The following is a 14,488-nucleotide window of genomic DNA, read 5'->3' as shown; positions in this document are numbered from 1 at the left end:
GCTGACAACTTAATTATTTCTTGTCAGTGAACAGACGAGACACAAGACTCAACACATGGAGATCAACTATGGCTTTCTTTTCTCTAGCCTTTGGTACAGCGACTAAAAACCGCGATGGCAAAATCATTGAAGCGTTTTTTCCAAACCCTGTTCTTAACCCAAATGAGGAGCTTGTTAACGCACTAGCAGCAGTAGCAGGTTACGAACAAGGCAACCAAGCTATCGAGATCTCTGCAGCACAAAGCGCAGAACTTGCGGCGGCTTTCGAAGCAAACGGCGATGCAGCAAACGCATCTTTCGCAACCAAAGCAGCAGAATCAGCACAGCCGCTTGTACTGGTTATTCTAGCTACGGATGAACAGCCACAATCTGTTGCTGAAGGCTTCCTAAAACTTCAACTTATCTCCAACCGTCTAGTTAAGCCACACGGCACCGTACTGGATGGCATCTTCGGTCTACTACACAACATCGCATGGACTAACGAAGGTCCAATCGACCTACCTGAACTGGCTGAGCGTCAAATCGAAGCTCGCCTAGCTGGCCGTACGCTAAGCGTAGATTGCGTAGACAAGTTCCCTAAAATGGTGGACTACGTGGTTCCAACTGGCGTTCGTATCGCAGATACTTCTCGCGTACGTCTTGGTGCACACGTTGGCGAAGGCACAACGGTAATGCACGAAGGCTTCATCAACTTCAACGCGGGTACAACAGGCGTGAGCATGGTTGAAGGTCGTATCTCTGCTGGCGTAGTGGTTGGTAACGGCTCTGACATCGGTGGCGGTGCATCTATCATGGGTACACTATCTGGCGGCGGTAAAGTGGTGGTTTCCATCGGTGAAAACTCTCTACTAGGCGCAAACGCAGGTCTTGGCTTCCCAATGGGTGACCGTTGTACTATCGAATCAGGTCTGTACGTAACCGCTGGCTCTAAAGTACTCATGCTAGATTCTGAAGGTCAAGAAGTCGAAGTGGTGAAAGCACGCGACCTTGCGGGTGTTTCTGACCTACTGTTCCGTCGTAACTCTGTGACAGGTCAAATCGAGTGTCTTGCAAACAAGAGCGCGGTTGAACTGAACAGCGAACTGCATAAAAACAACTAATAAATAGTTAAGAAAAATCCCCCAGCAGAAAACTGTTGGGGGATTTTTTAGCTTAAAGCAAAATGCGTGAGTGCTGATTACTGATTTAAAAAGCTGACTGCTTTATCTGGGAAATCAGTAAACAAACCATCCACTTTCACTTGGTTGTAGTACACATCCATCATGCCTTCAAAACTGTCCGTGTACGCAGGAATACGTCCTGGATCGGCACGGAACGTGTATGGATGAACTTGTAAACCAGCGTCTTTTGCAGACTTCATCAACGGCTTAATGATGATGTTGTCTTTGGTTGACTTATCATCCACCAGCATCGGCTTCCAAGGTCCAATACCTTCGGCGTAACTCGCCACTTTCTTCATGCCGTCGGCTTCGAACATCCAGTCATAACTGTATGGTGTTGCTGTATCGCCTTTGTACACCATAGTTTCGTTCCAGTCCGTGTAAGCCATAAGCTGAACGAGCTTTAAGTCCATGTCCATTGCAGGCATGAGCTCACTGTTGATGCGTTGAAGTTCATTCGCATCAAAACACTGCAAGTAGACTTTGTCGTCTTGCGAGTCGTAACCGTACTGCTTCAAGACTTTAAGCACCGCTTTAGAAATGTCCTTACCTTCATGACGATGGAACCAAGGCGCTTTAATTTCTGGGTAAATACCGATGTCGTAACCCAACGTCTTGTTAAGTCCTTGGATCAGCTCAATCTCTTCAGCAAACGTCGGCACGGTAAAATCCGATTTCCACATTGGGAATCGTGTCGGATAACCAGCGACCTTATTACCTTTGTCATCGATATTAAAGCCTTCAGTTACTCGCAGCGATTTGATTTCCGCCAGTGTGAAATCAATCGCGTAGTAGCGACCGTCTTTGCGTGCGCGATCAGGAAAACGCTCCGCAACATCCGTTACACGATCTAGATAATGGTCATGCAACACGACCAACTGGTCGTCTTTCGTCATTACCACATCTTGCTCTATGTAGTCAGGTTTCATTGCGTAAGCAAGCGCTTTGGCTTCTAGCGTGTGTTCAGGCAAGTAACCCGATGCGCCACGGTGTGCAATTACAAGTGGTTTTGCAATCGCACCAGCTGAGAGGCTAAGTGCTAAAAAAGTAAGACATACTGACTTTGTTTTCATTGTTATTTCCTTGATAAAGCGAAGAGGCAGTATTCCACTGCCTCTTTAAATAAATATTACGCTAGCGCTTCCTTTTCGCGCTCTTTTTGCTCGTGGTGCGCACGCTCACCTAAGAAGGCGTACATCAAACACACAATAGAAGTAATACAAGAACCCACTAAGATGATAAAGCCACCATCCCAGCCAAAGTGGTCTACCGTGTAGCCCAGAATCGCGTTTGCGGCAACTGCCCCACCTAAGTATCCAAATAAACCAGTAAGACCAGCAGCAGTACCAGCGGCTTTCTTCGGAGCGAGTTCAAGTGCGTACAAGCCAATCAGCATAACCGGACCATAGATTAGGAAGCCAATTGCAATCAGCGCCATCATGTCCACCATTGGGTTACCAGCAGGGTTAAACCAGTAAACCATCACTGCAACGGTCACTAACACCATAAATAAGATGCCAGCAGGTGCACGACGACCTTTGAACAATTTGTCTGAAATCCAACCACACAATAATGTGCCTGGAATACCGGCCCATTCGTATAAGAAGTAAGCCCATGACGATTTATCTACCGAGAAATCCTTCGCTTCTTTTAGATAAACAGGTGCCCAGTCCAGTACGCCGTAGCGAATTAGGTAAACAAATGCGTTTGCAATTGCAATCGACCAAAGCAGCTTGTTGTTGAATACATACTTAAAGAAGATTTCCTTGGCTGTCATTTCTTGTTCGTGCGACTTGTCATAGTCATCAGGATAATCGTCTTTATACTCTTCGATCGGTGGCAAACCACAAGATTGAGGCGTATCGCGAACCGTCATCCAAACAAACACAGCAACCAACGTGGCGAAAAATGCAGGAACATAAAATGCAGTGCGCCAATCATCGTTAAATGCCCACAGGCCAAGAATAAATAGTGGACCAATCAAACCGCCACCCACGTTGTGTGCCACGTTCCAAACCGAAACGATCTCACCACGCTCTTTACGTGACCACCAGTGCACCATGGTTCGTCCACATGCGGGCCACCCCATGCCTTGGAACCAACCGTTCAAGAAAAGCAAAATGAACATCGCAGTGACGCTGCCAGTCGCCCATGGCATAAAGCCAAAGCAAAACATCACTAATGCAGACATCAGTAGGCCGCCACTAAGGAAATAGCGAGGGTTGGAACGGTCAGATACGCTGCCCATTAGAAATTTAGAGAGACCATATGCAATGGAAACAGCTGCCAGCGCGACACCTAAGTCACCGCGGCTAAAGCCTTGCTCGATAAGATAAGGCATCGCCAAACTGAAGTTTTTACGAACCAGATAGTAACCGGCGTAGCCAACAAATATACCGATAAAGAGTTGCCAACGGAGGCGAGAGTAGGTGCTATCGATATTGCCTGGGGACAGACGATCAATGTGCGCCTTAGGTTTGAATATTCCAAACATAGGAACCTCATTATTTTGTATGCGATGGTAAAAAACACAAAAGGAGCGAACGAAACAAACAAAATCTTCGTTCGAAAGTTCATGAATTGTATTGAGTTAGGATTTTATTTCTGTGACAAATGTTGCACATGAATTAAATATAAGTAAATACAGTAAATTAGAGCGCATTAATTAGACCATCGTTCAACTTTACTCATAATTAGTTAATATGAAACTGATGTTTCAACCTCTCATTTGAGCATTCCAATTCGAAACCAATGAAACAAAGGCTCGAATAAGAACACAAATTAACCGTAAAAAGGGTGTTTCACATCCATCCTTGTTACGCGAAACCACTAAATAACTAAAAAGATGAAAAATGTTCGCGCTTAGTATCAAACGAAATAACAAAGCTAATGTTATCTGAACTCAAACCTAGACAGTGATTCACGAACACAAGACATAAACCATATTTATTTTCCTCTCCATTTTCATAATTAACACTAATTTGGATAACAAGTTCCTCTCGAGATATAAACATAGCAACGCATTTTCTTATATCACCGCTAGTCCTTGATGTACTTGACCTCGCCTTACCTCTTTAGGGTTAATTACTACGCAAAATCTGAGTAATAAATCCCCAAGCACGTAGCAGCTTCACAAAACTCCTCTTACCAGTTGTGCATTCTTTTTCACATCGGTAATTTGAGCGCTTCCAAAACACACTTCGTAGCAAAGAAGTTCTTTTCGTTGTTTTCTTTTTCGATTAAAAGATGCGCCATTTAACAAAAACGAAGACTTTGATTAACAATTTTATGCTCAAACGCTCATTTTTAACGCGCGTTTGTTTTCGCAAACGTTTATATGTGCACAATAGTATCGTGCTAGACAGGCAAAAATGATCAAAGGACTTTTAACATGACAACGAACAAACACCCCTCTCTGCTCGGAGAATGTTTGGCCGAGTTTATCGGTACAGGACTACTTATCTTCTTCGGCGTAGGCTGTGTCGCAGCCTTAGTTCTAACAGGCGCATCATTTGGACAATGGGAAATCAGTATTGTATGGGGCCTAGGTGTCGCCATCGCTATTTACTGTACTGCCGGCGTTTCAGGCGCGCACATCAACCCAGCGGTAACCATCGCACTCGCTATGTTCCATGGTTTTGATAAGGCGAAAGTGGTGCCATACATCATCGCCCAAATGCTTGGCGCATTCTGCTCTGCTGCGTTGGTTTACAGCTTATACAGCAACCTTTTCACCGACTACGAAATCGCACATAACTTCGTCCGCAGTAGCCAAGATGCACTAGCAACCGCTGGTATCTTCTCAACCTATCCACATGCTTCCCTCTCTTTCTTTGGCGCTTTTGCTGTGGAATTCGTTATCACTGCCGTGCTGATGTTTGCGATTTTGGCTTTGGGCGATGAAAATAACGGCGCTGCACGAGGTGCAATGAACCCGCTGTTAATCGGTATTTTGATTGCCGTGATCGGTGGTTCTCTTGGTCCACTAACTGGCTTCGCGATGAACCCTGCGCGCGACTTTGGACCGAAACTGTTCGCTTACTTCGCAGGCTGGGATTACGCTCTGACAGGTGCTAAAGACATTCCTTACTTTATCGTGCCTTTACTTGCTCCGATTGCAGGCGCGTGTTTTGGTGGTTGGTTGTATCCAAAAGCGATTGCGGCTTACCTTCCACAACAAGGCCACGGCTGTACAATTCCAAACCAATGTGAGACGGAAGAAGAAACAGAAGAAGCTAGAGCTTAAACTGACGCAACTCGAACATTTACTAAAATATAAATAACGAAACAAAAGGATTCTTACCATGACTGAGCAAAAATACATTGTTGCCCTAGACCAAGGTACGACAAGCTCTCGCGCAGTAATTCTTGATCATGACGCGAACATCGTAAGCGTCGCACAGCGCGAATTTACTCAGATTTATCCAGAGGCAGGTTGGGTAGAACATGACCCAATGGAAATCTGGGCAACACAAAGCTCTACGTTGGTAGAAGCTCTAGCTAAGTCTGGCATCCGTAGCGACCAATTGGCGGCTATCGGTATTACTAACCAGCGTGAAACTACTATCGTCTGGAATAAAGAAACAGGCAAACCCGTTTACAATGCGATCGTATGGCAATGTCGCCGTACTGCTGACATCTGTGAAGATTTAAAAGCGCGTGGTCTAGAAAACTACGTACGTGACAACACAGGTTTGGTGCTTGACCCTTACTTCTCTGGCACTAAAGTGAAATGGATTCTGGACAACGTTGAGGGCGCGCGCGAAGACGCAGAAGCAGGCAAGCTGTTGTTCGGTACCGTCGATACTTGGTTAGTTTGGAAGATGACTCAAGGCCGCGTTCACGTGACCGACTACACTAACGCATCGCGTACAATGCTATTTAACATCAACGATCTATGTTGGGATCAGAAAATGTTAGATGAGCTTGGTATCCCAGCATCTATGATGCCAGAAGTAAAACGTTCATCGGAAGTTTACGGTAAGACCAACATTGGTGGTAAAGGCGGTACTCGTATTCCTATTTCTGGTATTGCTGGTGACCAACAAGCTGCGCTTTACGGCCAAATGTGTGTTGAAGCGGGTCAGGCGAAAAACACTTACGGCACGGGTTGTTTCTTGCTAATGAATACGGGCCAAGAAAAAGTCACTTCGACGCACGGCCTACTGACAACTTTGGCTTGTGGTCCGAAAGGTGAGCCTGCTTATGCACTTGAAGGTGCCGTATTCATGGGTGGTGCTTCTATCCAATGGCTACGTGATGAATTAAAAATCCTAAACGGTGCAGAAGACTCTGAATACTTCGCAACCAAAGTGGATACCTCAAACGGCGTTTATGTAGTGCCTGCCTTTACTGGTTTAGGCGCACCATACTGGGATGCCTACGCACGTGGCACGATTGTCGGCCTTACTCGCGGTGTGAACTCAAACCACATTATCCGTGCAACTTTGGAAGGCATCGCTTACCAAACTCGTGACGTACTGGATGCGATGCAAGCCGACTCAGGTATTAAACTTGCGAATCTTCGCGTCGATGGCGGTGCGGTAGCGAACAACTTCCTAATGCAGTTCCAATCCGATGTATTGAATACAGAAGTACACCGCCCTCAAGTAACAGAAGTGACGGCTCTTGGTGCAGCCTACCTTGCAGGTCTTGCCGTGGGTTACTGGGACAGCATTGACGAGTTGCAGAATAAAGCGGTGCTTGATCGCACGTTTGAGCCGCACGATGATGAAGAAAAGCGCAATCGTCGTTACAAGGGTTGGAAACGCGCAGTGAAATGTGCGCAAACCTGGTCTGAGCTTCACGACGAAGAAGATTAATCTCACCTCCATACGAAAAAAGAGCGCCATTTGTGCGCTCTTTTTTGCGCTTTGCCCCTGATTCCTGAACTCGCTTACTTCTCACAACGCGCAAATTCGAGCACAATAGAGCTTCGAATTTGAAGCATTGGCCGTTACCAATGCACAAGGGAGTGGTAAGTGAAGCAAATACCTCGACACCAACAGATTGTTGAGTTGGTGAAAAAACAAGGCTATGTCAGCACGGATGAGTTGGTAGAAAGATTCAATGTCAGCCCACAAACCATCCGACGCGATCTTAATGAACTCGCCGACGACAACAAAATTCGTCGTTATCACGGTGGTGCAACCATCCCTCTCAGTTCTGAAAACACATCTTACAACACGCGTAAAGCGCTCAACTTCAATGAAAAAGATGTCATTGCAGACGAGGTGGTCAAGCACATTCCTGATGGCGCGACTCTATTTATTGATATCGGCACCACACCAGAAGCGGTTGCGCGAGCGCTCAATAAAAACCATAAACAGCTACGCGTGGTTACCAACAATATCAACGTGGCAACCATTCTCTTCCCCAACCCAGAGATCAAAGTCATCTTAGCTGGCGGTGAAGTTCGAAGTCGCGATGGCGGCATTGTTGGCGAGGCTACTCTCGACTTCGTTAAACAGTTCCGGCTCGACTTTGGCATTCTTGGCATCAGTGGTATCGACTTTGATGGCTCACTATTAGACTTTGATTACCACGAAGTCAGGGTCAAACAAGCGATCATCGACAACAGCCGCAGTGTATTTCTTGCCGTCGACCACACCAAGTTCGGGCGCAATGCCATGGTGAAGCTAGGCAATATCGCTCAGCTCAACATGATCTTTACCAACAAGCAGCCACCAGAAGAAATCTTGTCGATTTTAAAAGAAGCTTCAATTCCACTTGAAGTCGTTGAAGCGAACGAGACAAACTTCGAAAACGAGTAGTTTCAATCATTAATTTGCCTCTCAAATGACCTCTGTCTTAATTAGGCAGAGGTTTTTTTGTGCCTAAATCACACAAAACGCTCACAAACGAAAATAATAGATGATCACAAACGAAACCTAAGCTAGGATTAGATCATGTTCCAAAATGCTCGTTCGCTCACCAAGAGGTCAAATTTATGAGTATACAAAAAAATGCTTCCACTACTAGCTCATCCACTACCTTAGACTTGATCGTAATTGGTGGCGGCATTAACGGGGCTGGTATTGCGGCAGACGCAGCTGGCCGCGGTTTGAGTGTTGGCTTATACGAAGCAAATGACTTCGCGTCCGCTACTTCTTCGGCAAGTTCTAAACTGATCCACGGCGGTTTACGCTACCTTGAACACTATGAGTTTCGTTTGGTTTCGGAAGCGCTCGCAGAACGTGAAGTTATTCTTCGCAAAGCGCCTCACGTTGCACTACCAATGCGTTTCCGTTTGCCTCATCGCCCATTCCTACGCCCAGCTTGGATGATTCGCTGTGGTCTGTTCCTTTACGATAACTTGGGTAAACGTACGACTCTGCCAGGCAGCAAAACCGTCAACTTAGCGAAATCGGGCTTGCTAAAACCAGAAATGAAAACCGGTTTCGAATACTCTGACTGTTGGGTTGATGACGCGCGTTTAGTATTACTTAACGTTCTGGCTGCTCGTGAAAACCATGCAGAAGTACGTAACTACTGCCGCGTAGAAAAAGCACACCGTGAAGGTGGTATCTGGCATGTCACAATTCATGACGTGATGACAGACCAACGTTTCGAACGCAAAGCAAAAGCACTAGTAAACGCAGCTGGCCCTTGGGTAAAACAGTTCTTTGATGATGGATTAGAGCAAGCCTCTCCTCGTAACATTCGCTTAATCAAAGGCTCGCACATCGTTGTTCCTCGTATCCACAACGAACCGCAAGCCTACATTCTTCAAAACAAAGACAACCGCATCGTATTTATGATTCCTTACTTAGATAAGTTCTCAATCATTGGTACAACAGATGTGGAATACAAAGGTGACCCACGCGAAGTGGCAATCTCAGATGACGAAGTCGATTACCTCATCGACATCGTAAACCAACACTTTGTCCACCAGCTGACTCGCGAAGATGTGGTTTGGACATACAGCGGTGTTCGTCCTTTATGTGACGATGAATCTGACTCTCCGCAAGCGATCACACGAGACTACACGCTAGAACTCGATGCGGAATACGACCATGCACCTCTGCTTTCTGTCTTTGGTGGTAAGCTGACGACCTACCGTAAGCTGGGTGAAGCGGCAATGAAAAAGCTGGCTCCTTTCCTACCAGAGATGGGAAGCGACTGGACGGCAAATCAAACCCTACCTGGTGGTAACTTCAGCTGTAGTCGTGAACAATTAGCTAAACAAATTCATGCTAAATACGCTTGGGCGCCAGAAGCATTGATTCTTCGTTACGTGACACAATTTGGTACCCAAACGTGGAACTTAATGGAAGGCACAGCAAGCGAAGCTGACCTTGGACACGCGTTCTCATCGCAAGCCGGCGGTGTTTACCAACGTGAGATCGACTACTTAATGAACCATGAAATGGCAATGACCGATGAAGACATTTTGTGGCGTCGTACCAAGCTTGGTCTGTACATGAACGACGAAGAAAAGCTGGCTTTATCGGACTATTTAAAAGAAAAGCTACAGCAGAAAGTGGTTAATCTTTCTCAAGTTGGCTAGCTGCTCCTCCCCTCCCCACTAGAAAGCCTGCCTCGCTGCAGGCTTTTTTATTTTGCTGTTTTTACACCACACTTTGGCTTGCTTCACTTGATTACAAATAAGAGCAACTATTCATAGACATTTAGCGTTAAATGCAATCATACTCATTTAAATAATTATCCCTGAATAACTTCATGGCGCTGGGTTCAGAACGTTATCACTGATGCACTTCCCGGAAAAATGCAGTGGAAGAACAGGCTCTTTCCGAGTTATTTGGGGAAAGGCTCAGACAAGGAAAAGAAAATGGGTTTTATGATTGAACATTGGGATTTTTCAACCCCAGAAGCAACTCAGCAATCCACAACGGCGGAGCAGATTCAAGCCAAACATTGGTACCATTGTGAACGGCTGCATCCCGATATTCGTGGCTGGCTAGAGCAAAACCAAGTACCACGTGCCACTGTTGATCACCTGTTAGCCGACGAGAGCCGACCGTCTTTCCACCCTTTGGATGACGAGAACTTCATGTTGATTTTACGAGGCGTCAATATGAATGGCGATGCTTCACCAGAAGACATGCTCAGTATTCGAATTCTCTATTTTCAAGGGGCACTGATTTCAACACGTAAGATCCCATCGCGTGCCATCATGGAAATTCGTCAAGCATTGGCGGAACATAAAGGTCCGAAAAGCCTTGCTGGTTTACTTCATCAGATTATTGAAGGATTAAATAGCAAAATAGACGTTTACCTCGATACGATTGAAGAGACGTTAAACCAGTTTGATGTGAATGATGAATCGACGTACAAGCATATGGCGACTCAAAAAGCGCTTATCTCCATCAAACGTTTTATTCGCCCTCAGCAATATGCTATTCGTGATCTCGTTGAATCAGAGTCCGAGTTGGTGGCTTTAAGGCCCCATCAATATCGCTTCGCCCACAATAATATTACGCGCATAAATGAAACACTTGAGTTTTATCTTGGAGAAGTCGCACTCTTTCAAGAAGAAATCAAACATCATCGTGACGAGAAAACTAATAAAAACAGTTATCTATTTACCTTAGTGGCGACTATTTTCTTGCCAACCAGCTTCCTAACAGGTTTGCTTGGCATCAACATTGGCGGTATGCCAGGCGTGGAATCCGCCATGGCGTTCACCTGGTTCTGTATCGCTTTAATTGTCATCTTTGCTCTAGAGTGGTGGCTATTCAAACGTTTGGGGTTCACGAATAAAACGGACGACGAAGACGAATAAGCACTAATCCTATAAAGAACAACAATCAAAAGAAAAGAGGAGCGCGCGGCTCCTCTTTCTCTACTCACATTAGAGCCCTATCCGGGATGACCATCAACACGAGGGGTAATAAGCATCACGCCAAAGCGCCAAACAAACAGGCCAAATGCGACAATCCACAATCCGCCACTGATGTTAATCCACAGCATCATATTGGCAGGATAAAATATCACAGCAAAACTGCGAACCAAAGCTGCCGCGGTAATCGCCGCAAACGCAAGGCTCATGTTCGGACCTTTGTAGATCATGCGACCAGTATGTCCCATCGTCACGCGTGCGATCATCGCTAAAATCAAGCCGCCTAATGCACCTATCGCAAACAGGTGAATCAGGTTATGGCTGGCAAATGCATCTCCCCAAGTGCCTCGCAAAATTAAGCTTAGTGGCAAACACAAATACGCAGCATGCAGCGACCACACTAAAGGCTCGCTCAGGGTTAACCAAGGTTTCCAACGAACAAAACGCACCAACTGAGCAACACCAGCAAACAGCATCAAAGGATTACCTAGCTCTGCAAACGTCACAGGGAAAAAGCTCAGCACAAATAGCATTACCAACGGCAAGTTCGCGAACCATTCTAACCAAGCCAGTGGTTGCGCTTTTTCGAAATTAAATCGACGCGCAGTAAAGAATGGAATCACACGTCCGCCCATGACCGACAGTAACAACGTAAACCACCACAACATCGCCTGCCATACAACAGAAGAGCTAAACGGCGGCATGCCTTTTATCGTCGCGTAACTTGCAAAGTTCGCAAAGATGGCCAAAAGAAACAGCGGTACAAAAAACAAATTACGCCAGCCTTTGGCTCGATACACACGAATGCCCACCTCATAGGCGACAAACAGTAAAAATACCGCTTCGATACTACTGGTTAACCACAACGGTGCTGGTGTCCAAAGCAATATGCGGGGCACTAACCACAAGCCAAATAAAGCCAGAAGCATGTAATGCTTGGTGCCATTAATGCCAGTCCAGTTTTGTACCGCGGTCAGTACAAAGCCAACTACGATTGCCATCGAAAAACCGAACAACATTTCATGTACGTGCCACCATAATGCCGGTACAGCTAATGCGTTTGGCTGTCCGCTCTGGAACATCCACACCCACAACGCGATCGCAACAATGGCGTAAATCGACCCAAACAGAAAAAACGGCCGAAAGCCTAATCGCAGCCATGCGGGGATTTTTTCTTCCACTTTTTTATCGGTGATATTCAGCATTATCTTGCCCTCAAGCGTCTCTCGATGCTGGTTAACTCAACTACAATATTGATGCTACCATAAACATGCATAAAAAATACATGTTAAGGGTTAAGATTATACTTAAGAGGTAAAGTTGTGCTTCAGAGGCGGGTTAGGTATAAACGGTGAGAGACACAACCATCAGTTAAGGGATGCAACGAAGATGTACATATTTGGCTATGGCAGTTTGATTAATTCTGCGTCACGTAAGTTAACCGGACAAACGGGAGAAGCCATTCCCGTCATTGCTCATGGACTGGTGCGCTACTGGGGAAAAATTGATGACAGCTACACTCTGTCTCCTCTGGTTGTAAACCAAGGCGATGGGCAGGTCAACGGCGTTTTACTCGAAGTGAATGAAGAGGCTCTCGCAGAATTCGATCACCGTGAGCGTGGTTATCATCGTATTCAAATTAAGCCAGATCAAATAGAAACGGACGCGAACTTTAACCAAGAACATAGCATCTGGGTTTACGTAAAAGACGAGCCATTACCACCGTGCGTAAAAAGCCCAATCATGCAAAGCTATGTCGATACCGTGCTAGCAGGTTGCTTAGAAGTATCTCATGCGTTTGCAGAGCATTTCGTGCGTCACACCATTGGCTGGCAACACGCAAAAGAAAATGACCGCCACCAACCTAAATATGGCAACCTTGCAGGCGTGCAAGAGCATCATTACGAGTTGATTGATAATCTGATTGCCCAAAATTCGTAGCTCAATCCCATCTGTAAAAACAGCTCTAAACTAAGAGCTGTTTTTACAATAGAGCGACCAGTGAACTGATTAAACAATTCTCACCCCAGTCGGCATCGCTCTTTCTGGAGTTAGCAACACACTTTCGGATTCATCATCCGTTTCTGCGCACAACAACATACATTCTGAGGTTTCACCGCGCATTTTGGCTTTGGCAAGATTACACAACACGACCACTTGTTTGCCCATCAACTCTTCCTCGGTGTAATAAGGTACTAGGCTGGTTACGGTTTGCAGTGTTTTTTCACCAATATCAATTTGCACAATGTACAGCTTGTCTGCATTTTGATGACGAGCCACTTCAATGATTTTTCCGGTACGAATTTCCAGTTTGGCAAAATCTGAGTAAGCGATAGTTTCCATAATTAAAACCTCAGTAAAGTTTTACTAAAAAGATAACGTTTACACTATCAGTAAGCTTAATAAATACAAGTGGTAAAGTTCTCATTTCCGAAAGCAAATCCCCTATTAAATTGCACTTATTACACAATGGGTGTTTAATACTTCCAGTCAAAATTTTAGCCACTAAAGGTTCTATATGGCAACGATCAAGGATGTCGCGAAAGAAGCCGGTGTTTCGGTCGCAACGGTTTCTCGCGTGATCAACAAGTCCCCAAAAGCCAGTCAATCATCGGTAGAGTCGGTCACCAAAGCAATGAGCAAATTGGGTTACAGACCCAATGCCGCAGCTCGTGCACTGGTGAGCCAAAGCACAAATACCATGGGTGTGTTGGTGAGTGATGTGTCCGATCCTTTCTTCGGCACGCTGGTCAAATCCGTCGATAATATCGCGCGCGAAAATGGCAAACATATCTTGATTGGCAACGGTTACCATAATCCAGAAGATGAACGTCAAGCCCTAGAATTGCTGATCAACAGCCGTTGCGATGCAATAGTCATCCACTCGAAAGGCTTATCTGATGAGGAGCTAATTGGCTATGCCCAAGAAGTGAAAGGTATGGTGCTTATCAATCGTCATATCCCAGAACTGGCCGAACGTTGTATTTCCCTTGATAACCGCAAGGGGGCATTCCTCGCGACAGAATATTTGATTCGTCACGGGCATCGCAAAATCGCTTGCATTGCCTCATCCCACGATATCGAAGATACCGATGAACGCTTGCAAGGTTACCAAGCCGCATTGAAAGAACATGGTATTGAACTCTCCAAAAGCTACATCGAATACGGTGAGCCCAACAGTGATGGTGGCGAAGTTGCGATGACCAACCTGTTAACCAAATCTTTGGAGATTACTGGAGTGGTGGCCTACAACGACTACATGGCCGCTGGCGCACTGGCAGCGTTAGATCAAAATGGCGTTGACGTACCAAATAAGGTATCTATGGTCGGGTTCGATGATGGCTTGATCGCCCGCTTTGTTCACCCTAGCCTGACCACTATTCGCTACCCAATCGAGATGATGGCAGAACGCGCCGCCCGTTTGGCTTTGGCGCTATCTCGTGACGAAAAAATTGAAGACGAAACCATTATTTTTAGCCCAACTTTGGTACGAAGAAATTCTGTTGAGCGTTGTTGATATATGCGT

12 protein-coding genes are annotated in these 14,488 nt (G+C 45.7%); 8 read left to right on the top strand and 4 right to left on the bottom strand.

The window, feature by feature from the left end; translation table 11 throughout:
• Nucleotides 1-68 precede the first annotated feature (68 nt).
• Nucleotides 69-1,100 carry a 2,3,4,5-tetrahydropyridine-2,6-dicarboxylate N-succinyltransferase gene (gene dapD / locus OO778_RS03855; RefSeq protein ID WP_074191726.1) on the top strand — a complete coding sequence of 344 codons (1,032 nt, stop codon included), beginning with the start codon at nucleotides 69-71 and terminating at the stop codon, nucleotides 1,098-1,100.
• Between the two features lie 77 nt (nucleotides 1,101-1,177).
• Here the strand turns inward: dapD and glpQ are convergent, their stop codons facing one another.
• Nucleotides 1,178-2,233 carry a glycerophosphodiester phosphodiesterase gene (gene glpQ, locus OO778_RS03850; protein ID WP_074191727.1) on the bottom strand — a complete coding sequence of 352 codons (1,056 nt, stop codon included), beginning with the start codon at nucleotides 2,231-2,233 and terminating at the stop codon, nucleotides 1,178-1,180.
• A 56-nt stretch (nucleotides 2,234-2,289) separates the two neighbouring features.
• Nucleotides 2,290-3,654, bottom strand: coding sequence for a glycerol-3-phosphate transporter (glpT, locus tag OO778_RS03845; RefSeq protein ID WP_264910703.1), 1,365 nt, complete (start codon nucleotides 3,652-3,654; stop codon nucleotides 2,290-2,292).
• 897 nt (nucleotides 3,655-4,551) lie between these two features.
• Between glpT and OO778_RS03840 the strand changes: the two genes are divergently transcribed.
• The 5 genes from OO778_RS03840 to OO778_RS03820 all read left to right on the top strand — a co-directional run bounded on the left by OO778_RS03840 (nucleotide 4,552) and on the right by OO778_RS03820 (nucleotide 10,905).
• A complete protein-coding gene (locus OO778_RS03840; protein WP_046875005.1) occupies nucleotides 4,552-5,406 on the top strand; it encodes an MIP/aquaporin family protein in 855 nt (284 codons plus the stop codon).
• 58 nt (nucleotides 5,407-5,464) lie between these two features.
• On the top strand, nucleotides 5,465-6,982 hold the full coding sequence (glpK, locus tag OO778_RS03835) for a glycerol kinase GlpK (RefSeq protein ID WP_006742415.1): 1,518 nt from the start codon (nucleotides 5,465-5,467) through the stop codon (nucleotides 6,980-6,982).
• A gap of 159 nt (nucleotides 6,983-7,141) precedes the next feature.
• On the top strand, nucleotides 7,142-7,933 hold the full coding sequence (locus OO778_RS03830; protein ID WP_006742414.1) for a DeoR/GlpR family transcriptional regulator: 792 nt from the start codon (nucleotides 7,142-7,144) through the stop codon (nucleotides 7,931-7,933).
• 176 nt (nucleotides 7,934-8,109) lie between these two features.
• Nucleotides 8,110-9,669 carry a glycerol-3-phosphate dehydrogenase gene (glpD, locus tag OO778_RS03825; protein WP_074191728.1) on the top strand — a complete coding sequence of 520 codons (1,560 nt, stop codon included), beginning with the start codon at nucleotides 8,110-8,112 and terminating at the stop codon, nucleotides 9,667-9,669.
• 282 nt (nucleotides 9,670-9,951) lie between these two features.
• On the top strand, nucleotides 9,952-10,905 hold the full coding sequence (locus OO778_RS03820; RefSeq protein WP_012841472.1) for a CorA family divalent cation transporter: 954 nt from the start codon (nucleotides 9,952-9,954) through the stop codon (nucleotides 10,903-10,905).
• 77 nt (nucleotides 10,906-10,982) lie between these two features.
• On the opposite strand, the gene OO778_RS03815 is transcribed toward OO778_RS03820, so the two are convergent.
• A complete protein-coding gene (locus OO778_RS03815; RefSeq protein ID WP_264910701.1) occupies nucleotides 10,983-12,167 on the bottom strand; it encodes an NnrS family protein in 1,185 nt (394 codons plus the stop codon).
• A gap of 184 nt (nucleotides 12,168-12,351) precedes the next feature.
• On the opposite strand from OO778_RS03815, the gene OO778_RS03810 reads away from it, so the two are divergent.
• Complete coding sequence (locus OO778_RS03810; RefSeq protein WP_074191730.1) at nucleotides 12,352-12,903, top strand: gamma-glutamylcyclotransferase family protein; 552 nt, start codon at nucleotides 12,352-12,354, stop codon at nucleotides 12,901-12,903.
• A gap of 69 nt (nucleotides 12,904-12,972) precedes the next feature.
• Here the strand turns inward: OO778_RS03810 and OO778_RS03805 are convergent, their stop codons facing one another.
• Nucleotides 12,973-13,305, bottom strand: a complete 333-nt coding sequence (locus OO778_RS03805; protein ID WP_005494151.1) for a tRNA-binding protein — start codon at nucleotides 13,303-13,305, stop codon at nucleotides 12,973-12,975.
• 175 nt (nucleotides 13,306-13,480) lie between these two features.
• On the opposite strand from OO778_RS03805, the gene OO778_RS03800 reads away from it, so the two are divergent.
• Nucleotides 13,481-14,479: a substrate-binding domain-containing protein gene (locus OO778_RS03800; RefSeq protein ID WP_074191731.1), complete on the top strand. Its 999-nt coding sequence runs from the start codon at nucleotides 13,481-13,483 to the stop codon at nucleotides 14,477-14,479.
• The last annotated feature ends 9 nt before the right edge of the window (nucleotides 14,480-14,488 follow it).

This window comes from Vibrio sp. STUT-A16, from assembly GCF_026000495.1.
GTDB lineage: Bacteria > Pseudomonadota > Gammaproteobacteria > Enterobacterales > Vibrionaceae > Vibrio > Vibrio diabolicus.
The sequence above is the reverse complement of the archived record's forward strand: the minus strand, read 5'-3'. Positions and strand labels throughout refer to the sequence as shown.

What these genes read in the sequence shown, in the direction of transcription:
- dapD (WP_074191726.1), top strand. Translation starts at nt 69, where the DNA reads ATGGCTTTCTTTTCTCTAGCCTTTGGTACAGCGACTAAAAACCGCGAT.
- OO778_RS03820 (WP_012841472.1), top strand. Translation starts at nt 9,952, where the DNA reads ATGGGTTTTATGATTGAACATTGGGATTTTTCAACCCCAGAAGCAACT.
- glpQ (WP_074191727.1), bottom strand. Translation starts at nt 2,233, where the DNA reads ATGAAAACAAAGTCAGTATGTCTTACTTTTTTAGCACTTAGCCTCTCA.
- glpK (WP_006742415.1), top strand. Translation starts at nt 5,465, where the DNA reads ATGACTGAGCAAAAATACATTGTTGCCCTAGACCAAGGTACGACAAGC.
- OO778_RS03800 (WP_074191731.1), top strand. Translation starts at nt 13,481, where the DNA reads ATGGCAACGATCAAGGATGTCGCGAAAGAAGCCGGTGTTTCGGTCGCA.
- OO778_RS03840 (WP_046875005.1), top strand. Translation starts at nt 4,552, where the DNA reads ATGACAACGAACAAACACCCCTCTCTGCTCGGAGAATGTTTGGCCGAG.
- OO778_RS03815 (WP_264910701.1), bottom strand. Translation starts at nt 12,167, where the DNA reads ATGCTGAATATCACCGATAAAAAAGTGGAAGAAAAAATCCCCGCATGG.
- OO778_RS03805 (WP_005494151.1), bottom strand. Translation starts at nt 13,305, where the DNA reads ATGGAAACTATCGCTTACTCAGATTTTGCCAAACTGGAAATTCGTACC.
- glpT (WP_264910703.1), bottom strand. Translation starts at nt 3,654, where the DNA reads ATGTTTGGAATATTCAAACCTAAGGCGCACATTGATCGTCTGTCCCCA.
- OO778_RS03810 (WP_074191730.1), top strand. Translation starts at nt 12,352, where the DNA reads ATGTACATATTTGGCTATGGCAGTTTGATTAATTCTGCGTCACGTAAG.
- glpD (WP_074191728.1), top strand. Translation starts at nt 8,110, where the DNA reads ATGAGTATACAAAAAAATGCTTCCACTACTAGCTCATCCACTACCTTA.